The organism is Psychroserpens sp. (assembly GCF_047633235.1).
In the GTDB taxonomy this organism is placed as follows: Bacteria; Bacteroidota; Bacteroidia; order Flavobacteriales; family Flavobacteriaceae; genus Psychroserpens.
The window spans coordinates 26,694-52,783 of the sequence record NZ_JBLIET010000019.1 but is presented as its reverse complement, the minus strand read 5'-3'; the positions used below and the strand labels follow the sequence as shown (position 1 = coordinate 52,783).

The 26,090-nt window shown below is 32.7% G+C and carries 20 protein-coding genes; 11 read left to right on the top strand and 9 right to left on the bottom strand.

Annotation, left to right across the window (positions count from 1 at the left end; genetic code table 11):
• Positions 1-114: 114 nt before the first annotated feature.
• Entirely contained in the window at positions 115-1,236 is a 1,122-nt protein-coding gene (locus tag ACJAZK_RS08050) for an alpha/beta hydrolase family protein (protein ID WP_415223482.1), read from the top strand.
• A gap of 214 nt (positions 1,237-1,450) precedes the next feature.
• Here the strand turns inward: ACJAZK_RS08050 and ACJAZK_RS08045 are convergent, their stop codons facing one another.
• Both ACJAZK_RS08045 and ACJAZK_RS08040 read right to left on the bottom strand, forming a co-directional pair.
• A complete protein-coding gene (locus tag ACJAZK_RS08045) occupies positions 1,451-2,401 on the bottom strand; it encodes a glycosyltransferase family 2 protein (RefSeq protein WP_415223481.1) in 951 nt (316 codons plus the stop codon).
• A 4-nt stretch (positions 2,402-2,405) separates the two neighbouring features.
• Complete coding sequence (locus tag ACJAZK_RS08040) at positions 2,406-3,500, bottom strand: glycosyltransferase family 4 protein (protein ID WP_415223480.1); 1,095 nt, start codon at positions 3,498-3,500, stop codon at positions 2,406-2,408.
• 751 nt (positions 3,501-4,251) lie between these two features.
• Between ACJAZK_RS08040 and ACJAZK_RS08035 the strand changes: the two genes are divergently transcribed.
• Positions 4,252-8,640, top strand: a complete 4,389-nt coding sequence (locus tag ACJAZK_RS08035; protein WP_415223479.1) for a T9SS type A sorting domain-containing protein — start codon at positions 4,252-4,254, stop codon at positions 8,638-8,640.
• 62 nt (positions 8,641-8,702) lie between these two features.
• Here the strand turns inward: ACJAZK_RS08035 and ACJAZK_RS08030 are convergent, their stop codons facing one another.
• From ACJAZK_RS08030 to ACJAZK_RS08000, 7 genes are all read right to left on the bottom strand, one after another.
• Positions 8,703-9,074 (bottom strand): hypothetical protein, encoded by a 372-nt coding sequence (locus ACJAZK_RS08030; RefSeq protein ID WP_415223478.1) that lies wholly within the window; start codon positions 9,072-9,074, stop codon positions 8,703-8,705.
• A 108-nt stretch (positions 9,075-9,182) separates the two neighbouring features.
• Complete coding sequence (locus tag ACJAZK_RS08025; RefSeq protein ID WP_415223477.1) at positions 9,183-10,382, bottom strand: alanine dehydrogenase; 1,200 nt, start codon at positions 10,380-10,382, stop codon at positions 9,183-9,185.
• A gap of 435 nt (positions 10,383-10,817) precedes the next feature.
• On the bottom strand, positions 10,818-11,111 hold the full coding sequence (locus tag ACJAZK_RS08020; RefSeq protein ID WP_415223476.1) for a hypothetical protein: 294 nt from the start codon (positions 11,109-11,111) through the stop codon (positions 10,818-10,820).
• A 607-nt stretch (positions 11,112-11,718) separates the two neighbouring features.
• A complete protein-coding gene (locus tag ACJAZK_RS08015) occupies positions 11,719-12,231 on the bottom strand; it encodes a hypothetical protein (RefSeq protein WP_415223475.1) in 513 nt (170 codons plus the stop codon).
• Positions 12,215-12,358, bottom strand: a complete 144-nt coding sequence (locus tag ACJAZK_RS08010; protein ID WP_415223474.1) for a hypothetical protein — start codon at positions 12,356-12,358, stop codon at positions 12,215-12,217. The genes ACJAZK_RS08015 and ACJAZK_RS08010 overlap by 17 nt, the downstream gene beginning before the upstream one ends.
• Before the next feature lie 157 nt (positions 12,359-12,515).
• Entirely contained in the window at positions 12,516-12,983 is a 468-nt protein-coding gene (gene tsaE / locus ACJAZK_RS08005) for a tRNA (adenosine(37)-N6)-threonylcarbamoyltransferase complex ATPase subunit type 1 TsaE (protein ID WP_415223473.1), read from the bottom strand.
• Between the two features lie 244 nt (positions 12,984-13,227).
• Positions 13,228-14,784: a PglZ domain-containing protein gene (locus tag ACJAZK_RS08000; protein WP_415223472.1), complete on the bottom strand. Its 1,557-nt coding sequence runs from the start codon at positions 14,782-14,784 to the stop codon at positions 13,228-13,230.
• 56 nt (positions 14,785-14,840) lie between these two features.
• Between ACJAZK_RS08000 and ACJAZK_RS07995 the strand changes: the two genes are divergently transcribed.
• The 9 genes from ACJAZK_RS07995 (at position 14,841) to ACJAZK_RS07955 (ending at position 25,982) form a co-directional block, all read left to right on the top strand.
• Entirely contained in the window at positions 14,841-16,064 is a 1,224-nt protein-coding gene (locus ACJAZK_RS07995; RefSeq protein WP_415223471.1) for an HD domain-containing protein, read from the top strand.
• Between the two features lie 354 nt (positions 16,065-16,418).
• A complete protein-coding gene (gene lpxD, locus ACJAZK_RS07990) occupies positions 16,419-17,447 on the top strand; it encodes a UDP-3-O-(3-hydroxymyristoyl)glucosamine N-acyltransferase (protein WP_415223470.1) in 1,029 nt (342 codons plus the stop codon).
• Positions 17,434-18,840 (top strand): bifunctional UDP-3-O-[3-hydroxymyristoyl] N-acetylglucosamine deacetylase/3-hydroxyacyl-ACP dehydratase, encoded by a 1,407-nt coding sequence (locus ACJAZK_RS07985; protein ID WP_415223469.1) that lies wholly within the window; start codon positions 17,434-17,436, stop codon positions 18,838-18,840. Before lpxD ends, ACJAZK_RS07985 begins: the two co-directional genes overlap by 14 nt.
• 172 nt (positions 18,841-19,012) lie before the next feature.
• Entirely contained in the window at positions 19,013-19,798 is a 786-nt protein-coding gene (lpxA, locus tag ACJAZK_RS07980; RefSeq protein ID WP_028870967.1) for an acyl-ACP--UDP-N-acetylglucosamine O-acyltransferase, read from the top strand.
• A gap of 86 nt (positions 19,799-19,884) precedes the next feature.
• Positions 19,885-20,451, top strand: a complete 567-nt coding sequence (efp, locus tag ACJAZK_RS07975) for an elongation factor P (protein ID WP_415223468.1) — start codon at positions 19,885-19,887, stop codon at positions 20,449-20,451.
• An 86-nt stretch (positions 20,452-20,537) separates the two neighbouring features.
• A complete protein-coding gene (locus ACJAZK_RS07970) occupies positions 20,538-21,473 on the top strand; it encodes a UDP-3-O-(3-hydroxymyristoyl)glucosamine N-acyltransferase (protein WP_415223467.1) in 936 nt (311 codons plus the stop codon).
• Entirely contained in the window at positions 21,474-21,878 is a 405-nt protein-coding gene (locus tag ACJAZK_RS07965; protein WP_415223466.1) for a nuclear transport factor 2 family protein, read from the top strand.
• Positions 21,879-22,036: 158 nt separating this feature from the next.
• A complete protein-coding gene (gene sucD / locus ACJAZK_RS07960; RefSeq protein ID WP_415223465.1) occupies positions 22,037-22,912 on the top strand; it encodes a succinate--CoA ligase subunit alpha in 876 nt (291 codons plus the stop codon).
• Between the two features lie 97 nt (positions 22,913-23,009).
• Positions 23,010-25,982, top strand: a complete 2,973-nt coding sequence (locus tag ACJAZK_RS07955; RefSeq protein WP_415223464.1) for a M16 family metallopeptidase — start codon at positions 23,010-23,012, stop codon at positions 25,980-25,982.
• Positions 25,983-26,090: the final 108 nt, after the last annotated feature.

Sequence of the window (26,090 nt, the reverse complement as noted above, 5' to 3'; positions counted from 1 at the left end):
ATTTATTAAAATAACCCTTCGAAATCAAACTCAATTACAAAATTTCGTTATCTTGGAAATTTAAACCTGTGAACCAGAATTTAAATACTAAACATTTGATTAGAAAGTTATTTCATGAAAAAAAAATTTTTAATATTAGTATTTGTAATCTTAATTAGCGCGACTTATGGTTTATTAGTTGGCGTATATCGAATTTTCCCATTTAATTTATTGCAACACACTAAAGATAGAATTGAAGAAAAATACTTAGAAGAAAATCTTGAAGTCGAAAATCAATATTCTAAGATTATACTCGAGGATTTAATCTCCGTATCACCAAATAATTTGGACTCTCTGAAAACTAAACTAAATACAATTCTATTTGGAACAAAAACTTTGCCAACTAATTTACCAGATTTAATTTTTGATATTGAAGACCAATTTTATTCTGACTTAACTAAATTGGATAAGATTGAACAATTCGAGATTATACAAAAGTATGGCATAAGCTCTATCGGGTATATTTTTCATCCCAAAAAACCAATAAACAGGCTTCTGATATATCATCAAGGACATGGAGGTGATTTCTCTTTGGGTAAACGAACGATAGATTATTTTCTTGAAAGGGGATTTACGGTATATGCGTTTTCTATGCCAGCAGTAGGAAAAAATAGCCGTCCTGAAATTTATTTAGATAAATTAGGAGGGTTTACACTTAATGATCACGAGAAATTTAAATACTTGGAAAACCCTTTACAGTATTTTATATCCCCAGTAATTACAATGATTAATTATTCAATAGATAAGAACTTTAGTGATATCAGTATGGTAGGAATTAGTGGTGGAGGCTGGACAACTACATTGGCAGCTGCTGTTGACTCGAGAATAAAATTCAGTTCTCCAGTGGCTGGAACCTATCCAATGTTTATACGCTTTCATAGACCAGATAAAGCTTATGGAGATTATGAAGAAACTTATGAAAAACTTGTGTCTGAAATAAACTATTTGGATATGTATATAATGGGATCTGTTGGAAAAAGTAGAAAACAACTACAGATTCTTAATAGATATGACTCATGCTGCTTTGATGGGACTGATTATCAAAGCTATGATAAATTCATAGCAGCAAAAAGTCAAGAATTTAATGGAGGGTCTTTCGAGGTGTTTTCGGACACTAGTCATTCAGAGCACAAAATTTCTGAACTAGCTTTGTCTAAAATATTTGAAACAATACAATCTATTCCTAACGAAAATTAATGCCTATTAAAACATACTTTTTTCGAATTAATTAAAACATCAAACTTTTGACTGTACTTTAATATTTTAAAAAAAGTAAATAATTATTACTGATAATATACTTGGAGTGTCATCGTAAATCAAATATTGATAAAGATAGTTTTATACTTGAGTAATCACTTACTGATGTCTCTGGTCAGATATAAAAACTTATGGCACTTTAGTCCATAGTGGTTTAATGTAATAATTTTCTAAATGGCCACAAGGTTAATATCATAAATTTGACAACATTTGAATCTATGGCTTTTAAATAATCTTTTAAACTATAGGGTAGATATTTTGACGCACGTAACAAAACATAAAGATTTTTTAGAAAGAACTTTGGAGTTTTAAAATAATATCTATTGAAGAACCAATTAAATCCTGCAATACAGTTAATGATAGAGCCAAATGCCCTTTTTTCTAAACTCATTGAACTTAAAGAATCATCAACTCCGATATGGTAAATCCGAAGCACTTTATTGATGTATTTGGTGACAAATCCTTCTTTTGCAATCAAACTCCAAATAAGACTTTCGGGAATGAAGCCTTTGGACAATATTTGTTGATTGACTTGAATTCCTTTTAAAACACTTGTCTTGGTAAAACCCCATTTTTCACCTTTAATACCATTAATAGCATGTGATTTAAAAGTATTACTGAAATAAGGGTCTGTAGGAAATATATCTCCGAGGCTATTACCAAATTGGTCCTGACATAAGGCAGTAACGGCTGATAATGAATCTTTTAAGTGAAATGGAACAGTTAAATATTCTTCATTGAATATTTTAAGCGCATCGGGCAGGCATTCATCATCACCATCCAAGGTCAATAAAAGTTCTCCCTTTGCTAAAGAAATGGCTTGTACAAAACAACTCATTTTGTGCTGATTTTCAATATTATTGATATAGTGAATAGTTAGAGGGGACGTTTTGATAAGATGTTCAACGGTGTCATGAGACTTATCGGTTGAACCATCATTAATAATGAGCCATTCAAAGTCCTTGTAGGTTTGATTAACCAATGATTGATGGACTCTTATAATTGTTTTTTCACAATTAAAAACAGGTGTAAATACCGTGAATTTATAGTGATAGGTTTCATCTGATACTTTATGATAGGTAGGAATCAAGTCCTTTAAATCCATAATCCTATTGTATTAATTTTTGAATAATCTTGTCCCATCTTTTAACAATGTTTTCAGTTTGATATTCCTTAGCATTAAGATAGGCATTCTCTCCGATATTTTTACGAAGATCTTCTGAAGACATTAAAAGGCTTAATTTTTTTTCTAATGAATTTTGGTCATTAACAGGGATTAAAAAACCGTTGGAACCTTCATTAATAATTTCTGAAGGTCCACTAGGGCAATTTGTTGAAATACAAGGTAATTCAAAATACATTGCTTCAATTAAAACATTTGGAAATCCTTCAGATTGCGATGTAAATGCAAAGATCTTTGAGGAGTTATAATAGTCATAAACTTTTGTGCTATTCCCTACAAAAGAGACCTTGGATTCTAACTCAAGACTTTTTGTTAGATTAATGTAGTTATGTTTTTCTAAACCTTCACCAACAAATATAAGACGCCAACCATCAGTATTAATATTGCTGAAAGCTCTTATAAGTAGGTCTTGTGATTTATTCTTGTCTAATCTACCAACACTTAAAACAATATTTTCCTTAGAAGTATTCCTTTTTTTATTGCTTATTAACTCACTGGATAAAGGATTAGGTAAAATTGTTAATTTTTTCTTTGTAGTAAACTTGCTGAAATATGATAGATTTTGCTTGGTCTGTACTACTATAAAGTCAGCTTTCTTATAGTTTGTTTTCCTCAAATAGGTCCATATTTTCCCGAGAACTTTAATATTAGGATTAGAACGCTCGCTGATAATACAAGGAATTTTTTTGCTTTTGGAAGCAATGATGGCTAATATGTTAGCTGTTGTGGTAAAACCAATAGTGAGATCAATTTCATTGTCTTTAAAAATAGTTTTCAATCTTTTTAAAAGATAGAAATTATTGTGAAGAGCTTGAAAAACATTTTTACTGATTAGTGGTCTATTAGCACATTTAATATGATTGATATTATTATGTAAATAATAAAAAGGTTCTACGTCCCAAAGCGTGATAACAATGATTTCATATGTATTGCAAAGTTCATTTGCAAGTGTTGAAACCACTCGTTCAGCTCCACCAGGTTCGAGACCTGGAATAACAAATGCAATTTTTTTTTTTTTCAAATGTGACACTAAATATATAGGCATATTAAAATGAGCCTAATTTAATTAATAATATTCAAATATATAAAAAAACAAGTTATTTTATAAAAATTATAACTAATAGGAATCTCTTAATATATGGCATGATGTTTCATACTGATAAGTTCGTCTGTAACAATGGTTAATAAATTATAATACTCAAATAAACAGAAACTATTTTTACTAATACTCATTGTTATGATAAAAGATTACTTGCAATTCTTAATCGTTTTTTTATCCTTCTTTTTTTCTATACCATCACGTTAAAGTGTTTAGTTGAGAACGTTTTAAATAGTTATTAAATGTGGTTATAAGCTAACTAGTAATCTTTCTTTGCAAATGGGGTTGTGGTTACGTAACAAATTATTTCAAATTATCTGATTTGGTTTTTTGATGAATTATAGAAATAATAAATTTATAGAAATCAAGCATTGTGATTTTTTTTTAAGTTTTCTTTTTATTAGATATTATAAAAATCTAGCGCTTTTTTAGGAGGGTAATTCTTACAAACGTTAAAGTTTGTTATGATAACGTCTAGTTGTAAAGTATAGTCCGTATATAAAACTTAAAGAGTATTTCACCCGAATAATATTACATATAATAGGATTAACATATTATTTGTAAGTAAATATTTACTTATATATTCATTTAATCGAATAATTAGTGCTTTAAACGGTTAAACAAAAATATTAATTTAGATTGCCTAGCATTTAAGCCCCAAAATTAATAGCAAATGATATCCCCAAATTTTAATTGGGATTCTTATGGAATCTCAAGAAACTTTTTTTGTTGCCTACTTATAACACTGATTTTTAGTTTTTCATTCAGCAGTTATGCACAACTCGCATTTCCATCAGCCCAAGGCTTTGGAAAACTTGCTACAGGTGGTAGAGGAGGAACAGTAATTAAAGTTACAAATCTAAATGATAGTGGCGCTGGTAGTTTAAGACAAGCACTGCAATACACATCGGGACCAAGAACCATCGTCTTTGAAGTAGGTGGTACAATTACATTAAATAGTGCTTTAAGTGTTACCAATGGTAATGTGACTGTTGCTGGTCAAACTGCTCCAGGTGATGGTATTTTAATTAAAGGGTCAATGGTAATAGTTGAAGATTCTAATGTTATTATAAGATACATAAGATTTAGACCAGGTCAAAGTGCCCCTAATAATGAAGCTGACGCTTTAAGCATAACAGCTTGGGGAAGTGATATTGTTGAAAATGTTATTGTAGACCATTGTTCAATGAGTTGGGCAAAAGATGAAAATTTTAATATAAGAGCTTCTGGGTCATCTGGTTCCGTAAGAAACATAACTGTACAAAATTCTATAGTATCTGAATCTACTTACGGTGTTTTATCGGGTGGAAGAACTTACAATATTACTTTCTATAAAAATATGTTTGCCCACAATCAAGAAAGAAATATTAGAAATAATTATCCTCTTGATAATGAACTTGCTTTTGAAATGATAAACAATTTGGTTTTTGGTTGTTTAAATGGTACTCAAATGTCTTTTGGTGCAAAATTTACTGTTATCAACAATGATTATAAAAGATCTAGTGAACAGATTCTTTATCCTAACGTAGTAGGTGGTACTACCGCAGGACAAGGAACTCCTGCAAACACTTATGCTTTTATAGAAAATAATATAGTGCCTAATGGTACAAATGAAATTAGTGCTAATTTAATACAGTATTTAGAAACTACTCCTTTTGCTAATTCAGGAATTGTTCCAATACCTGCTAATCAAGTTGCAAACAGTATCATGTCTGACGTTGGTTGTAGTTTGCCAAACAGAGACGCAGTAGATATTAGGCTTATCAATCAATACAATACAAATACAGGAAGCGTAGCAACTTCTGGAACTTATCCAACAATTTTAGGCGGTACAGCTCCAGTTGATACTGATGATGATGGTATGCCAGATGCTTGGGAAATAGAAAATGGTTTAAATCTAAATGATGCTTCAGATAGAAATATTGTACAGCCTGATGGTTATACAAATCTAGAATATTACCTGAATGGAATAACAATTGAAGTTGTGGGGAATCAAGTAAATATAAATGCTTCAAATGCAGCTATTTGTCAAGGCTCAAGCACAACATTAACAGCATCAGGAGCAGATTCTTATATTTGGAATACCGGAGAGACATCTACAAGCATAGAAATTTCACCAGATATAACTACAACTTATACGGTTACAGGAACACACTCAGATGGAAGTACAACTCAAGACGAAATAACAATTACGGTAAATCAAATACCAACTGCAAACGCTGGACAAGATATTGACATTTGTCAAGGCACAGAAGTTATATTAACTGCAACAGGAGGAACTTCTTATTTATGGAATACTGGAGCAACTTCAGCTTCAATCAACGTGAGTCCAAATATTACAACAACTTTCACGGTAGAAGTTTTTGAAAACACCTGCTCAAGCACAGATGAAATTATAGTTACTGTAAATGAAATTCCAAATATTGATGCAGGACAAGATCAAACGATATTTGACGGCGAAAGCGCAACATTGACAGCAACAGGAGCAGACTCTTATTTATGGAGCACAGGTGAAACAACACAAACTATATCGGTAAATCCTTTATTGGATACCTCATATTTTGTGACTGGTACAACTAACAATTGCGAAAACACAGATACTGTTACCGTTTTTTTGCTAGATGACAGTGTCGCTGCTAATGCTGGAAGCGATATGGAGATTTGTAATGGACAAACCACTACACTTACAGCAACTGGCGGAACAACATATCTATGGAGTACAGGAGCAACTACTGCTTCAATTAATGTATCCCCTAACACGACAACAATATATACAGTAACAGCGTTTAGTGTGTCTGGAAATAATTCAGAAGACACTAGTGTTACAGTGACAGTAAACGAGATTCCGGTTGCAGACGCAGGAAATGATATTGAGGTTTGCTTCGGAAATTCAGCAATACTAACAGCGTCAGGAGGATCTTCGTATGTATGGAGTACAGGAGAAACATCTCAAGCAATAACAGTTAATCTAACTGAAACTACAATATATTCAGTAGAAGTATTTGAAAATAATTGCTCAAGTACAGATCAGGTAATTGTCATAGTGAATGCGTTACCAAATGTAAGTGCTGGAGGTGATGTGACAATTGTTGAAGGAGCATCAACAACTCTAGTAGCCACAGGAGCTAATACCTATTTATGGAGTACTGGAGAAACTACTGAAAGTGTTTCTGTAACGCCAAATACTACAACAGTATACACAGTTACTGGGTTTTTAGGTGATTGTGAATCTTCTAATGACGTAACTGTTTCCGTAGAAACAGAAACGATTACCGCTAACGCAGGATCAGATGTTTCCATTTGTAATGGCGAAAGTACAACGTTAACTGCTTCAGGAGGATCAACTTATTTATGGAGTACTGGAGAAACAACAGCGAGTATTTCTGTAAACCCAAATATCACAACAACGTATGCGGTTACCGCTTTTAATGCTTCGGAATCTATTTCGGATGACGATTCTGTAATAGTGACTGTAAACGAATTACCAAATACGTCTGCTGGAGGTGATGTTACTATTACAGAAGGGGAGTCAACGATATTAATGGCAACAGGAGCAGAGTCCTATTTATGGAATACAGGAGAGACAACAACTAGTATTTCAGTAACACCAAACAGTACAACAACCTATACTGTAACAGGATTTAATAATGGCTGTGAATCAACAGACGACGTAACTGTAACTGTTGAAATAGAAAATGTCACTGCTAATGCAGGAGTAGAGGCTACCATTTGTAATGGAGAAACGATCACTTTAACAGCATCTGGAGGAAGTACTTATTTATGGAATACAGGAGAAACAACACCAAGTATTTCAGTTACTCCAAATACAACAATGACATATACTGTTACAGCTTTTAATGCCGCTGAAACAGCCTCTGACGATGCTAGTGTTACAGTAACAGTAAATGAATTACCAAATACATCTTCTGGAAGTGATGTAACCATTATGGAAGGTGATTCTACAACATTAACGGCAACAGGAGCAGAGTCCTATTTATGGAATACAGGAGAGACAACAGTTAGTATTTCAGTAACACCAAATGTTACAACAACTTACGCAGTAACAGGATTTTTAAATGATTGTGAATTTACAGACGAAGCTACTGTAACTGTAGAACCTTTTGAATTTACAGCTAGTGCAGGAGCAGATCAAGCGATTTGCCAAGGTTATGAAACCACACTTACAGCGAGTGAGGGGGATAGTTATCTATGGAGTACAGGCGAAACCACACAAAGCATTACGGTTAATCCAACAAATACTCAAACGTATACGGTTACTGTTTTTGATGGAGCTTATCAAGATGATGCAGAGGTTCAGGTTGGTGTAAACCCAAATCCAAATGTGATTATTACAAACGGAGCTAATGTTATGATTTTAGAGGGTGAATTTATTACACTTTCTGCAATTGGAGCTAATACTTATTCATGGAATAATGGCGCAACACAGCCAAACATTGCTGTTAGTCCGTTAAACACCACAACGTATGAGGTGACTGGATTTATCAATAACTGTGAAGATACCAAAGCCATTATTGTAAATGTATTAGAACGAGTACAAGCAGATGCAGGAGAAGATTTATTTATATGCGACGAAGAAACCGTGACGCTTACAGCTATTGGTGGTGACGCGTATTTATGGAATAATGGCGAAACAACACAAACTATAGAAGTATCTCCAGATGAGGATACAGAATATTCTGTTTTAGTTTATAATGCATTGGATAGTGATGAAGATACGGTTATGGTTTTTGTAGAAGAGTGCAGTAGTACAGTAGAAATACCTGTTGAAAGCGAAACGTTTGATTTTATGATTTACCAAGATCCTACGAGCGACATATTGAAAGTTAGAATAGACGGTTTACAGTCTGTAACGGCTAGAGGATATTATATTTATGATTTATCAGGTAAAATTATACATACCGAAACATTTAATCCATCTGAGATGGAAGAGTTGTCCCAAATGACGAGAGAATTAGATGTTTCCGCTTATTCTATAGGTATATACGTTGTTAGATTAATCTATAACGATACAAGTTTAATAAAGAAAATCCCAATAAGGTAATAAAATAGTTAGTTGAATTGAGTTTGAAACCATTGTTAGTATAATATATTAGCAATGGTTTTTTAATTGATTTTAATAGATTGAATAGTTGCACTAGAATCACAATTTTTAATCCATAGTTCAATGTCTTTATCATCAATTTCATTTTCTAGAAGGTAGATTTTACAAGAATCCCCTTTAGTATCACTTTCAGAAAAGTTAACACTACTTGTTTTTATTAATTCGGAAACAGTAAGTGTATCTAAACTATAATTTTGCATGACACGCTGCGTGTCTTCAGAATAAAAGCGTTCTTTTATGCTAATATTTTTGATAGTTCTAGCATTAGGACTGTAATCACAAGATGTTTTTTTTCCGCCTAAAAAAAAAGCTAATAAAATTAAACCAATGGAGAATCCTCCCAAATAGTAACCTATTCGATGTAGTAGTTTCATGCGTTTTTATTTATTGTTTTTAAAGATCACACGTTGTTCGCAATTGATTATTCACTTGTGTAGTTGCGTCTTTAACATGTTAAGTTTATAACAATGATATTATTTTTACTAGAAAATTAACAGGTTGAGGTCACTGCAGTCTAAATCAAACCAATCTGCTACAGATTTGTTGGTTAAGATTCCGTGGTAAAAATACAACCCATTTTTTAAACCACGATCAAAACGAATGGCATTTTCTATACCACCATCTTCGGCAATTTTTAAAAGGTAAGGCGTAAAGATATTACTCAATGAGACAGAGGCAGAGCGCGAGTATCTTGCAGGAATATTGGGCACGCAATAATGCGTCACACCATTATAATCAAAAGTAGGTTTGTCATGATTTGTAACTTCACTAGTTTCAAAACAGCCGCCCATATCTATACTTACATCTATGACCACAGATCCAGATTTCATAGAATTAACCATAGCTTCTGTAACCACAATAGGTGACCGATTATTGCCTCGCACAGCACCAATGGCAACATCACATCGCTTTAAAGCTTTCAATAAATTTTTGGGCTGTAACGTTGAGGTGTATAATGTACGACCTAAATTGGATTGTAAACATCGTAATTTGGTGATTGAATTATCAAAAATTTTAACATTAGCGCCAAGACCAATAGCAGATCTTGCTGCAAATTCGCCCACAGTTCCTGCACCAATAATCACAACTTCGGTAGGTGGCACTCCACTAATGTTACCAAGCATGAGTCCGTTTCCTCCATTGATATTAGATAAGAGCTCAGAAGCAATTAATATGGAAGCAGTGCCAGCAATTTCGCTCAATGAGCGTACGGCAGGATAAGCGCCATCCTCATCTTTGATAAATTCAAAGGCTAATGCTGTTATACGTTTTGCTGCTAAAGCTTGAAAATAACTCTTACTTTGTGTTTTAAGTTGCAATGCAGAGATTAAAAGCGTCTGCGGATTGATTAATTTAATTTCATCTATAGAAGGTGGTTCAACTTTTAAAAGAATAGGGCAGGAGAACACTTTTGAAGTGTCTTTTGTAACTTCTGCACCAGCTTCGCTATAAGATTTATCCTTAAAATTAGCACCTTCGCCAGCGCCAGACTCAATCATTACACGATGACCATTAGAAACTAAAGCTGAAACGGCATCTGGAGTTAAACATACTCGTTTTTCTTGAAAATATGTCTCTTTAGGGATGCCTATAAATAAATCACCCTTCTTTTTATAAACTTCAAGCATTTCTTCTTGAGGTAATAGCTGGGCCTTTGTAAAGGGAGATAATGATGTGCTCATTGAATTTTTAATTATTAACTCAAATTACAAATAATTATCTGTTATTTGCAATTTTAGTTTTTATATATTCCTTGTAGATTATTTTCTATGTATCAGTTTGGTTTGCAAAATAGTTCAACTGGAGACGTTGTAATTTAAATATCGATTTTATTGACGATATTTTGGTGTTTTTAGATGATTATATGCAATAGTATATTACAGAGTTAAGTTTTTTTAGGTGTTCATTTGGTAGTTCTGGATTTGAAGATTTTATGGATATGATTTATTTTGCTAATATGAAAAAACATTTAAAAAAATAGATGCTTTAAAATCAAACATGAATAAATAAGAGTTTTTAAAGAAACTAATATTCTTAAAAGACAAGTAATTAATTGTCTTTGTTGCCTTGTCAAGTTCCACTAAAATCTCATTAAGTAACGCATTTTTTTCATCAGACTAATGCTGGTTGAGTTTATTATCGATATAGTATTGAATTTCGGCTTTAGTTCTCACCTCAGGTTTTAATAAATTCTTAACAAACATCTTATCTTGGCCAGTAATTAACCAAACGAGATTAATTTGTGGGTATACTTTAGCTATACGCTCTATAACATTACTCCCCACAGACGCATTGTTTTTTTGCATGCGCAATGTGTAACTATTTCCAGTTCCAATGGACAGATCAAACTGTCTTGCGCTCATTTTTAGAGCAGGTAATAATTGGATGATTCTATTAATTGTGTTATTCATTATAATTATGATAGAGTAAGTCGTATTCTTACTGTACAAATATATTTTTTTTATTTAACAATCTATTAGCATAGACTATTTTCTATATTTTAAATATATGTTTTTTTTGACATTTCCGATTATGGGATCATGCAAAAGTTAATTCGCAATTTATTATGACATAATATTAGTTTGGAAAATTTTTCTAGAGATGCCAGCGTTTATCTTTGGTTTTATAAGGCTCAAGAACATTAAATTAGGGAAGGAGTTGTTTTTAGTCCCACTTGCTAATTTAATTAGGACTGTTATCTAAAGAGTAAAAGGTGTTTAATTATATAAAAAGGAAGCCAAAGCTAAGAGCCGTTATTGACTGCTTTTCTTTGTGTCAAGAATAAATTATGGAAATGTCTACGTGCCTTTAAATTTTTAAGTTGCCAAGGTGAATAGCCATACGTCCCTATAACTATATCTTCAAAGTAGATAGCACTTATGATGGATATGGAAATAAAAGCATTAACATCAAAAAGACTTTTAATACCTAAAATTTATTACTATTTTATTAAATAAAAGCTAGTCTCTGGGGATTTGAAATCAATGAAGGTAATTTGTTTAAAGTAGTTTACATGTTTTAAAAATACTGCTTAATTGTACCCCAAATTCCCTTAGGCTTCATCATGAATTCTTCTTCTAATTCTTGCATGGTTTTGTCGGCATCGTTTATTTTGTCAAACATTTTAGCTCTAATGAGGTATATTGAAGGAATGACTATAGCCATAATAGGTAACATATAAATCAAATCAAAATTATCAAAAAATATAACATCATCATTTATTGTACCTATTGACTGATACAGATACATCGAGATTGGAACTAAAATAGAATGATACCACCAATGACGACATGTGAAAAACCATATAAACAAAAGAAACAATGGAATAATTTTCGTCATTATCATCCAAAAACTTGTCCTTACATCTTCATAAAATCCTGAGTCATATGTGAATAAAAAATTATCCCAGATTTTGACTTCAGGGACATACACATAAGAATAGAAAAAAATGGGAGTTATAGATATTAAAACACCTAATACACTCCCATTAATTATACTTTTAGAATTGCTTTTTTTAACCGTGTGTTGCAATTTTAACTTTTCTTTTGTCGATTTCAGTTTTAACTTGTCCATCTAAGTTGATTAAATCAGTTGCATGAGCAGTAAATAACATTCCTCCGAAAATTGCAATAGCGAGAACATACTTTTTTGTATTCATAATATAAGGGATTAAATTAATTAATTATTCAAATATAAGAATGCCTTATATCTAAAACTGTTAAAAGGAGTGTTAAAAAACACTCAAAAATCGCCTTATGATTACGGTTTTTCCGTAGTCTACAACTATGATGCGGTGTGAGGTTGCTAATTTATTTTCAATATTTTACTGCTTTTTGCTGGTTTTCTGGGTTAATATTATGTTTTTGGCTCAATTTGAGGGATCTTGAGGTCTTACTTTTGTACGAAATATCTATAGTATTTATGTCCTCTGGTAAAAGATTTTGCACATTTTGAGGCCATTCTATAAACACCCATTTTGAGGTATATAAATAGTCTTCAAACCCAAAATTTAAGGCTTCTTCTTCATCACTGATTCTGTATAAATCAAAATGATAAATAGAGTTATCTTTTAAATGGTATTCATTTACAATAGAAAATGTTGGGCTACTCACGTCGTCTTCACAACCTAATGATTTTACTAAGGATTTTATAAGTGTTGTTTTACCAGCACCCATGTCTCCATAGAAAAGAATGGTTTTTGAAGAAATATGATCTAATATTTGTTTTGCAACAATCTCTATATCTTCTATGTGATATTCTAGTTCCAATAATTTTGACATCATTTAATGGTCAAACAGGTTTATAGCCTAATTTCAACTGCAATAATAGGAATAATTATTTAGAAAAACTAAGAAAAAGTGTATTTCGTCGAGGATATTTGCATTACGTAGATTATTGGAGCTTAGTAATTTATCGTTTTTGAGATGAATCAAAGTGAGTTTGTAGAAATTATTAAAGGCTATAAATAGACCTATCTATAACCCTTTATTCACGTGTTTTTTTAGAGTTAAATCATGTCACTTACTCTTAATTTTTAGGATTCATGACCACAAATGGAATAATCATTTCCTCCAAAGACACGCCTCCATGTTGATATGTATTTTTATAGTATCCCACATAATGATTATAATTGTTTGGATAGGCTAAGAAGTAATCACTCTTTGCGAAAATAAAAGAGCTGCTCATGGTAAGTGAAGGTAAATGAATAGATTTTGGATCTTTAGCGACTAAAACCTCACGATTTTCGTAGGTTAAGCTGCGTCCAGTTTTATAACGCAAATTCAAACTTGTATCACGATCACCAATAACTTTTGATGGATTCTTTACATTTATAGTGCCGTGATCGGTAGTTAAAATTAACTTAAATCCTAAATTTTGAGCTTGTTGTATTATTTCTAATAGTGGTGAGTTTTTAAACCAGCTCACAGTTAGAGAACGATAGGCTTTATCATTGGATGCTAATTCTTTAACAACATCCATTTCTGTTTTAGAATGGGAGAGCATGTCCACAAAATTATAAACGATGACAGACAAGTCATTATCTTTAAGTGATTTGAAATTCTCAGCCAATTTTTTTCCAGCTCTTAAATTTGTGATTTTATGATATTCTGTTTTTAAGTTTTGTAAACCTAAACGTTTAAGTTGTGCTTGTAAAAATTCATATTCATGCATGTTTTTACCACCTTCGTCGGTATCGTTTTTCCAAAGATTTGGGTGTAATTTCTCCATATCTAAAGGCATTAATCCCGAAAATATTGCGTTTCTTGCATATTGAGTAGCCGTAGGTAGGATGCTATAAAACGGACTTTCAGATTCCTTCTTATAATAATTGTTAACGATAGGTTCAAACGCTTTCCATTGGTCATAACGTAAATTATCAATCACAATTAATAAAGTAGGCTGCTCTTTACTTAATTCTGGTACAACCTTATCTCTAAATAGGTTATGCGACATTGTAGGTGCATCCACATTAGGCTCAAACCAACTTGGATAATTTTTTTCTATAAATTTTCCAAATTGAACATTAGCTTCGTTTTTTTGAGATTCCAAAATCTCTGTCATACCGACATCTTCAATATCTTCAAGTTGCAATTCCCAATACACCAACTTCTGATACAAATCACTCCATTCTTCAAAAGTATTTACCATAGACATATCCATAGCAATCTTTCTAAATTCTTGTTGGTAGTTAGAAGTTGTTTTTTCTGAAATGAGCCTAGAGTGATCTAAGTTCTTTTTTAGACTTAATAGAATCTGATTTGGGTTTACAGGCTTAATTAAATAATCTGCAATCTTATTACCAATAGCCTCTTCCATAATATATTCTTCCTCGCTTTTAGTAATCATCACGACTGGAAGATTAGCACGACGTTCCTTAATTTCGTGCAAGGTTTCTAAACCTGTAAGGCCTGGCATGTTTTCATCTAAAAACACAATATCAAAACTGGTATCGTCTATAATATCAATAGCTTCTGTTCCACTTTGACACGTTGTTACCTTATATTGTTTTTGTTCTAGAAAAATGATATGTGGCTTTAAAAGATCTATTTCGTCGTCAACCCAAAGAATATTTATAGTGTTCATGTATATTTGTTTATAATTAATATGATACCATAGTTTATGGTATAAAATTTTTCAGTTTGAAGACAAGTAACAAACTTAAAATCTTTAACGATCCAATTTACGGATTTATTACGATTCCCAATTCGGATATTTTTGATTTAATTGAGCATAAATATTTCCAAAGATTACGTAGGATTTCTCAAATGGGATTATCATACCTTGTTTATCCTGGAGCTCACCATACAAGATTTCATCACGCTATAGGTTGCATGTATTTAATGCAAAGAGCAGTTAATGTGCTTCGTTTTAAGGAGGTTATGATTTCTGAAGAGGAAGAAAGAGCACTTTATATCGCTATTTTATTACATGATATTGGTCATGGACCATTCTCTCACGCGATGGAACACAGTATTGTAAATGGAGTTTCTCATGAAGTGATTTCTATGCGTTTTATGCAAAAACTCAATAAAGAATTTAACGGAAGTTTAACGCTAGCCATTCAAATTTTTAAAGGCAATTATGATAGACCATTTTTATGCGAGTTGATATCTAGCCAATTTGATATGGATAGAGCAGATTATCTCAAGCGTGATAGTTTTTATACAGGTGTTGCCGAAGGTAATGTAAATAGCGAACGATTAATTACTATGCTAAATGTTGTTGATGATAGACTGGTTGTTGAAGAAAAGGGGATTTACAGCCTTGAGAAATTCTTGGTTGCGCGACGTTTTATGTACTGGCAAGTCTACCTCCATAAAACAAGTTTGGTCGCCGAGCAATTACTGACTCGGGTTTTAAAGAGAGCTAAAGAGTTAACTGTTAAAGGTGTAAATTTAAGAGCAAGTGATGCCCTATCTTTTTTTCTTCGGAATGAAATTACAAGTAACAATTTTGACGACCATACTTTAGAAACCTTTTCTAGATTGGACGATACAGATATTGTGTCTGCTATGAAAGATTGGCAATATCATGATGATTTTATCTTAAGTCATCTTTGTAGCATGATTATTAATAGAGATTTATTGAAGATTAAACTAAAAAACAAACCTATTAAACCTTCAACTTTAGATAAACATATCACTAATCTAGTCTCGAAATATAATATTTCAAAGGCTGATGCAGCATACTTTGTCTTTATTGATGAAATCTCAAACCTGGCGTATCAATCTAAAAAACAAAAAATTAAAATTTTGCAGAAATCTGGAAAAGTGGTTGATATTACAAAGGCATCAGATCAGTTCAATATTAAAGCATTGTCTAAAGCAGTTACTAAGTATTACATCTGTTATCCGAAAGAATAGGATCCAGTGTTTGGTATTCCGCTTTAAGGTGTCGTATGTAGTTGATTATTCTTTACAGTTTTGGTTTTTCCAAAGGATCATAACTATACCTAAGAATAAGAAACCGTTAAATGCAATGAAATTTTTAATTAAAAATTCCTAGAGGAGCAAATTTAGCTAATCAATCTTTAATTTATAAAATCTTGAAGTTTTTGAATTTCCGAAGAAAAACCAGATTATTTCAGAGGTTAATAAGTAATTAAGTGACCAATTAAAATACGTTAAAGCACAACACAACAAGAAACAACTCATTATCTAACCTTTTAAACACAAACAACTGTAAATAATTTCCGCATTTTTCCTATTTTTGCTCGTATGAACTTTACAGCACAACAAATAGCTGGAATTTTAGAAGGCGAGGTCGTAGGTAATCCTGAGGTTGAAGTTTCTAAACTTTCAAAAATTGAGGAGGGTACAGAAGGCTCTTTGACCTTTTTGGCAAATCCTAAGTATAATTCATACATATATTCTACCAAAGCGTCAATCACCATAGTTAATAAAACATTTGAACCAGAAAATGATATCTCAACAACCCTTATTAAGGTTGATGATGCTTATCAATCGTTTTCAAAACTTTTGGAATACTATAACCAAGTGAAATTTAACAAACAGGGTATTGAACAGCCATCGTTTATCTCAGAATCTGCTAAATTAGGAAGCGATGTTTACATCGGTGCTTTTAGTTATATTGGAGATCAGGTGGTAATTGGTGATCATGTGAAAATTTTTCCTAATACTTATATAGGAGATAACGTAACTGTTGGAGATCATACGATATTGTTTTCTGGAGCTAAAGTATATTCAGAAACCATTATAGGAAAACACTGTGTTATCAATTCTGGAGTTATTATTGGTGCAGATGGTTTTGGTTTTGTTCCAGATAAAAATGGAGAGTATAGTAAAATGCCGCAAATAGGTAATGTGATTATAGAGGATTACGTAGATGTCGGAGCTGCGACAACCATAGATAGAGCAACATTAGGTTCTACAGTGATACGAAGAGGAGTAAAATTAGATAATCAAATACAAATAGCACATAATGTTGAGATTGGTAGAAATACAGTTATAGCTGCTCAAACAGGAATTGCTGGATCTGCTAAAATTGGTGAAAATTGCTTAATAGGGGGTCAAGTAGGTATTGCTGGACATATTACTATTGGCAACAATGTGCGTGTGCAAGCACAGTCTGGCATTGGGAGACATGTAAAAAATAATGAAGTATTACAGGGGTCTCCATCATTTACATTTGGAGATTGGAATAAATCTTATGTACATTTTAAAAATTTACCTAAGATTGTTAAAACCATTAATGATTTAGAAAAAAAACTAAATGGCAATAATTAAAACAGACATTAAACAAAAAACGATAGAGAAACAAGTTTCTCTTAAAGGTGTTGGTTTACATACAGGAAAAGAGGTGACAATTACATTTTGTCCTGCACCAGTAAATAATGGGTTTTCTTTTAAAAGAGTAGATCTTGAGGGCTCACCTGTGATTGAGGCAGATGCCAATTATGTGACCAATACTCAACGAGGTACCTGTTTGGAAAAAAACGGTGTAATTATTCAAACTTCAGAGCATGTACTGGCTGCTTTAGTCGGTCTAGATATTGATAATGCTATTATAGAACTCGATGCTTCAGAACCTCCCATTATGGACGGTTCGTCAAAGTTTTTTGTTGAAGCTATTGAAAAGGCAGGTATTATTGAGCAAGATGATTTTAGAGAAGAATATGTTGTTTCTGATGTGATATCGTATATTGATGAAGAATCAGGAAGCGAGATTATCGTTATGCCTTCTAAAGAATACCAAGTCACTACTATGGTTGACTTTGGTACCAAAGTTTTAGGGACTCAAAATGCGACCTTAAATCATATGTCAGATTTTAAAGCAGATATTTCAGACTCTAGAACCTTTAGTTTTTTACATGAACTAGAAATGTTATTAGAAAATGGTCTTATTAAAGGTGGTGATCTTAATAATGCTATTGTGTATGTGGATAAAGAATTATCCCCAGAAACAATGGAAAAACTAAAAGTGGCTTTTAATAAAGATTCGATAGCAATAAAGCAAAATGGGATCTTAGATAATTTAACGCTTCACCATCCTAATGAAGCAGCAAGACATAAGCTTTTAGATGTTATAGGTGATTTATCTTTAGTTGGTACGCGCATTAGAGGAAAAGTAATTGCCAACAAACCTGGGCATTTCATCAATACCCAATTTGCTAAGAAACTGTCTAAAATCATAAAAAATGAACGTCGTAATAACGTTCCTCAAATAGATTTGAATCAAGAGCCTTTGATGGACGTGATGCAAATTATGGACATGTTACCTCACAGGCAACCCTTTTTATTACTAGACAAAGTTTTTGAATTATCAGATTCTCATGTCATAGGAATGAAAAATGTGACTATGAATGAAGAATTCTTTAAGGGTCATTTCCCTGGAGCACCAGTAATGCCTGGCGTTTTGATTGTAGAAGCTATGGCGCAAACAGGAGGTATACTAGTATTGAGTACTGTTCCAGATCCTGAAAATTACTTAACATTCTTTATGAAGATTGATAAAGTAAAATTCAAGAAAAAGGTAGTGCCTGGAGATACGCTTATATTTAAGTGCGATTTAATAACGCCAATACGTCGTGGTATCTGTCACATGCAGGGCTATGCTTATGCTAATGGACAATTGTGTGCAGAAGCAGAATTAATGGCACAAATTTCTAAAGTCAAATAAAATAATATTTGACGTATTTTTAACGAATCAAATAAAATTTCTTTAGTATTACGTGATACTTTAGAGATGAAAGAACATTTAAAAATGAACAGTGCTAAGATAAAATAGTAATACATTTCTATACATTCTTGGCGAATACATTTTACTTTTGAGTAAAAATAAAAACTAAAAAATGAACCAACCTTTAGCATACGTACATCCTGGAGCAAAAATCGCGAAGAATGTAGTTATTGAGCCTTTTACAACTATTTACAGCAATGTTACAATTGGAGAAGGAACTTGGATTGGAAGTAACGTAACGATAATGGAAGGCGCAAGAATTGGAAAAAATTGCAATATTTTCCCAGGTTCTGTTATTTCTGCTGTACCTCAGGATTTAAAATACGATGATGAAGATACGCTTACAGTAATAGGGGATAATGTTACTATAAGAGAGTGTGTTACGATTAATCGAGGCACTACAGATAAAATGAAAACGGTGATTGGGAATAACTGTTTGATTATGGCATATTGCCATATTGCCCACGATTGTATTGTTGGTAATAATTGTATTTTTTCAAATAACAGTACATTGGCGGGACATATTAATGTTGGTGATTATGTGGTTTTGGCAGGAATGACTGCTGTACATCAATTTGTGTCTATTGGTAATCATGCCTTCGTGACAGGCGGATCTTTAGTTAGAAAAGATGTGCCACCATACGTGAAAGCTGGTCGTGAGCCATTATCCTATGTAGGTATTAACTCTGTAGGTTTGCGTCGCAGAGGGTTTACGACAGAGAAAATTAGAGAAATTCAAGATATATACAGAATGCTATATCAAAAAAATTATAATAATACTCAGGCTTCAGATTTAATAGAAGCAGAGATGGAAGCAACTCCAGAACGCGATGAGATTCTTCAATTTATTAAGAATTCACATCGCGGAATTATGAAAGGATATTTCAAATCAAATTAATTTTTTTTCTTCGGAAAAAGGAATACACATAAGAATAGCGTTTGAGTAATAACTCAATAAAAAAACAACTTAATAACATATAATATATGGCAAGTACTTCAGATATAAGAAACGGATTATGCATAAGATATAACCATGATATTTTTAAGATTATAGAATTTTTACATGTAAAACCAGGTAAAGGACCAGCTTTTGTTAGAACAAAAATGAAAAGTGTTACCACAGGTAAGGTTTTAGACAACACCTTCTCTGCTGGACATAAAATTGAAGATGTACGCGTTGAGACACATAAATTTCAATACCTATATAACGACGGTGAGTTTTATCACTTTATGAATGAAGTAGATTATACACAAATTCGTTTATTAGAAGCAGCATTAGACCGTCCAGATTTAATGAAAGAAGGAGAAGTCGTTACGGTATTGATTAATACTGAAGATAATATGCCACTATCGGTAGATATGCCCGCGAGTGTAGTTCTTGAAGTGACATCAACGGAACCTGGAATTAAAGGTAATACAGCAACAAATGCAACAAAACCTGCAATAGTTGAATCAGGAGCAGAGGTTAATGTTCCTTTGTTTATAAATGAAGGTGATAAAATAAAAATAGAAACCGAAAAGGGGACTTATAAAGAACGCGTAAAAGAATAGAAACTAGTAGTCAGTAATCAGTCTTCAGTTAGCAGTGCTTACTAGAAAGACTGATTACTGAAAACTCACCACTGAAGACTAAAAATATGAAGTTTCCAAAGGCGCAGACACTTAAACAAATCGCTCATCTTATTTCTACTGAATATATTGGAGCAGATGACTTTCCGGTTTTAGGAATGAACGAAATTCATGTTGTAGAATCTGGAGATATTGTTTTTGTAGATCATCCAAAATATTACGGTAAAGCATTAGAAAGCGCTGCTACTATTGTATTAATTAATAAAAAAGTAGATTGCCCAGAAGGAAAGGCACTCCTAATAAGTGATGATCCTTTTAGAGACTTTAATAAATTAACGCTTCACTTTAAGCCCTTTCAATCGTCCGATATTGCCATTTCTCAAACAGTTAAAATTGGTAAAAATACAATTATTCAACCCAATTGCTTCATAGGAAATAACGTTGTTATAGGTAACCATTGTACTATTCATTCAAATGTTAGTATTTATGATGATACTGTTATTGGAGATAACGTCACTATTCATGCAGGTACAGTATTAGGAGCAAGTGCGTTTTATTATAAAAACAGGCCGGAAGGTTATGATCAGTTAAAATCTGGAGGACGAGTAATCATTGAAAACAATGTGGACTTAGGAGCTCTTTGTACCATTGACAAAGGTGTTACAGGAGATACTATTATTGGAGAAGGTTCTAAGTTAGATAATCAAATTCAGGTTGGTCATGATACGCGAATTGGTAAAAAATGCTTGATAGCGTCACAAGTAGGCATCGCAGGTTGTGTAATCATTGAAGATGAAGTGACTATCTGGGGACAAGTAGGAATTACCAGCGGAATTACCATAGGGACAAAAGCAATAATTTCTGCAAAAGCGGGGGTTAGTAAATCACTAGAAGGACATAAAAGCTATTTTGGTGTTCCTGCAGATGATTTTAGAAGCAAGTACAAAGAAATTGCAGCGATTAGAAAAATTCCTGAAATTCTTGAAAAATTAAAAAACTTATAAATGTCAGCAAAACAAATGGTCAAAGCATTTTATGACTTAGACTTGGCTAAAGACGAAGGTGTTATAAATCATTTTCATAAAGATTGTGAATTGAAATGGCATAGTAGTAAAGGCTATACAAAACTAGATTTACAGGGTTTACAAAAGATGCTTGAAGGTGTGAAAGCTTCTTTTCACTCCTTTAAATATAGATTAAGTCATCTTTTAGAAGATGCTAATACAATAACTGCTAGATATACCATTTATGTAACATCAATTGAGCGACCAAAAAAAGAAGACGCTTTAGCACACTTTATATCTATTTGGGAAGTCAAGGATGGTAAATTATATAGAGGATACGAGATGAGTCAATTGGCTGATGACACACCAGAAAGTTTAAATTCTTATGCTGAAATAAAAGTTTAAAAAGGTTTAGAAATCATAAGCAATATCTTATTTTTGTAGTCGCATTCAGAAAATCATTCTCTGTATAAATAAAAAAGTAAAAATCAAAACTATAAATAGCCTATAATTTCTCATAACGGTACATTTCCGGAGAAAAAAAGGCAATAAAACAAACACAAATGAGCGTTTTAGTTAATAAAGATTCAAAAATAATTGTTCAAGGATTTACAGGTAGTGAAGGTACATTCCACGCTGGTCAAATGATTGAATATGGAACAAATGTTGTTGGTGGTGTTACTCCAGGAAAAGGAGGTCAAACTCACCTAGACAGACCTGTTTTTAATACGGTTGCAGATGCTGTGAAAGAAGTTGGAGCAAATACTACTATTATTTTTGTTCCGCCTGCATTTGCTGCAGATGCAATTATGGAAGCTGCAGACGCAGGTATCAAAGTGATTATTACAATTACAGAGGGTATTCCTGTTGCCGATATGATTAAAGCGTCAAACTACATAAAAGGAAGAGATTGTAGATTGATTGGCCCTAACTGCCCGGGAGTTATCACTCCAGGTGAGGCTAAAGTTGGTATTATGCCAGGTTTTGTTTTCAAAAAAGGTAACGTTGGTATCGTATCAAAATCAGGTACTTTAACTTATGAAGCTGCAGATCAAGTTGTAAAACAAGGATTGGGAATTACCACTGCTATTGGTATTGGAGGAGATCCTATTATAGGGACAACAACTAAAGAAGCTGTTGAGTTATTGATTAATGATCCAGAAACTGAAGCGGTTGTTATGATTGGCGAAATTGGAGGTCAATTAGAAGCAGATGCTGCGTATTGGTATAAAGCGAGTGGAAGTAAAAAACCAATTATTGGTTTTATTGCAGGAGAGACTGCACCTGCAGGACGCACAATGGGTCATGCTGGCGCAATTGTTGGAGGAAGTGATGATACTGCTCAAGCAAAAAAGAAGATTATGAGAGCTTGTGGAATTCATGTTGTAGAATCACCTGCTGAAATTGGAAAGAAGGTAGCAGAAGTAATGAATAAATAAGATATTTCCTGTTAAAATAAACACAAATAACATACATTATAATTCCGTTGACTGTACATTTAGTCAACGGAATTTTTTTTTAATCAAATCAATCTTTATGAAACACATCAAACTATTATTGATGCTTTGTATCGTCGCTCTGGCTTACAATTGCAAAACTGAAAAAGAAAACAAGGATTTAGCTTATGCTGTAGAATTCAATACAGATGCTAATGGGTTCTCTTACGAGGCTGTCGCTAATGATCCAACTGGTTTACGGTTGTATACTCTGGACAACGGGTTAAAAGTCTATCTAAGTAAAAATGTAGAAGAACCAAAAATTCAAACTTATGTTGCTGTAAGAGCGGGTTCAAATTACGATCCAAAAGAGTCTACAGGTCTTGCTCACTATCTTGAACATATGGTTTTTAAAGGTACTGATCAGATTGGATCTGCAGACTGGGAAAAAGAGAAAGGGTTCTTAGATCAAATTTCAGATTTATATGAGCAACACAGAGCCGAAAATGATCCTGCAAAGAAGTTAGAATTATACAAAAAGATTGATGAAGTGTCTCTCGAAGCTTCAAATCACAGTATTGCTAATGAATATGATAAAATGATGGCTTCTTTAGGAGCTACGGGAACTAATGCATACACTTGGTTTGAACAAACAGTATATACTAATAAAATACCAGCAAACGAATTAGATAAGTGGTTACACTTAGAAGGAGAGCGTTTTAGTCAATTGGTATTACGTTTGTTTCATACAGAATTAGAAGCAGTCTTTGAAGAATTTAATAGAGGTCAAGATAATGATGGTCGTAAGCAATATGCCGCAATGCTAGAAGGTTTATTTCCAAATCATCCTTATGGTCAACAATCAACTATAGGTATTGCAGAGCACTTGAAAAATCCTTCAATGGTTGATATTCATAATTATTTCAATACGTATTATGTGCCAAATAATATGGCAATGGTATTGGTTGGTGATATTGATTTTGATGACACGATTAAATCGGTAAATGATGTCTTCGGAAAATTTGAAAAGAAAGAAGTCGTTCATCCTATATTACCAATAGAAGAATCAATTACTTCACCAGTTGTAAAAGAGGTTTTTGGTCCAACGTCTGAAAGTCTTTCTATTGCATTTAGAACGGAAAGCGCTGGTTCAGAACAAGAAAAACTAGTCACTATGGCAGATATGATTCTTGCTAATGGAAACGCTGGACTTATAGATTTAAACTTAAATCAAAAACAATTGGTGCAATATGCTGGTTGTAGTCCAACATTCCTTAAAGAATATGGGTACCATACTTTTAGTGGAGCACCAAAAGAGGGACAAACTTTAGACGAGCTTAAATTGTTGCTTCTAGCTCAAATTGAAAAATTAAAAAAGGGTGAATTTGATGAATGGATGATGAATGCTGTCATTAATGATTTAAAATTAAGTCAAACTCAGCAATATGAAAACAGTTCTGCTCTAGCAGATATGTATGTGGATGCTTTTATAAAGGATGAGAATTGGAAGAATCGTGTTCAGTTTTTAGATGATCTTAAGAAAATCTCTAAACAAGAATTAGTTGATTTTGCAAATACTTTTTATAAAGACAACTACGTGGTTACTTATAAAAGGCAAGGTGAAGATGCGTCTATTGTAAAAGTACAAAACCCAGGAATTACACCAGTTAATGTAAATAGAGAATTGAGTTCTCCATTTTTAGTGGATTTTGGTAAAATGAAATCTAAACCATTACAGCCAAAATTTATTGATTATAAGAAAGAAATCAAAGAAACTAAATTAGATAATGATATTAAAGTCGCTCATATTAATAATGAGAGTAACGACTTATTTGATATGAATATCATTTTTGACATGGGAAGTGATAACGACAAACAGCTAGGACTCGCAGCTGGATATATGGAGTATTTAGGGACTGATAAATATTCTGCGGAAGAATTGAAAAAAGAATTCTACAAATTAGGTGTTAATTATTATGTTAGTGCAGGAGCAGAGACAACCTATGTTGGATTAAACGGGTTAAAAGAAAACTTACCAAAAGGATTAGAGCTTTTAGAACACCTTTGGAACAACGCTGTGCCAGATCAAGACGCGTACAATAAATATGCAGAATCTATTACAAAAGGGAGAGTAGATGGTAAGTCACAAAAAGGAAATATTCTTTGGAATGGTTTAATGAACTACGGTAAGTATGGAGATAATTCACGTTTAAGAAACATCTTTCAAACCAAAGAACTTGAAGCTATGGACCCTACAAATTTAGTAGATATTGTAAAAGGTATGAAGAACTTTGAGCAACGTATTTTTTACTACGGAAAAGATATTGATGCAGCTGTTGCAGCTTTAAATACAAGTCATAAAGTTGCTGAGGAATTAAAAACATATCCAGAAGCAATGGCTTATTTGGAGAAAGAAACTGGAGGAAATGTTTACTTCGTTGATTTTGATATGGTACAATCAGAAATGTTATTCTTAGCAAAAGGAGATCCTTTCAGCGCAGATAATATGGCGGCTTCAACATTATTTAACACGTATTTTGGTAGTGGTTTATCATCTATTGTTTTTCAAGAAATTAGAGAATCAAAATCATTAGCTTATTCTGCGTTTTCTAGTTACAGTACTGCAAGTAAAAAAGAGGATAACAACTACGTGATGGCTTACATGGGAACTCAAGCTAATAAAATGCCGCAAGCAGTTGATGCAATGATGGAATTAATGACCAATATGCCAGAAGCGGTAGAGCAATTCAATGCTGCTAAAGAAGCGACATTAAAAAAACTAGCAGCACAACGGATCACAAAATCCAGTGTGTTCTGGAATTACGAGCGACTCAAAAAATTAGGTATCGATAATGATAATAGAGAAGATATGTATAATACCATAAAAGATATGACTATGGCAGATTTACGTGATTTCTTCAATACAAATATCAAAGGAGAAAACTATAATGTAATGGTTATTGGTAGCAAAAAAGATATCGATTTTAAAGCATTAAAAAAGTTAGGAAAGCTGCAAGAAATGGATATTGATTATTTATTTAACTACGAGCAACCCCAAGAGGTTAAGATGTAATATTACTTCGGAAATATAAAAAACTCAAAAGCAGTCGCATTTATTTGTAGCTGCTTTTTTTATCCAAAAACCGCAAAAGATTTTGTGAAATTTTTATATGTTCTACAA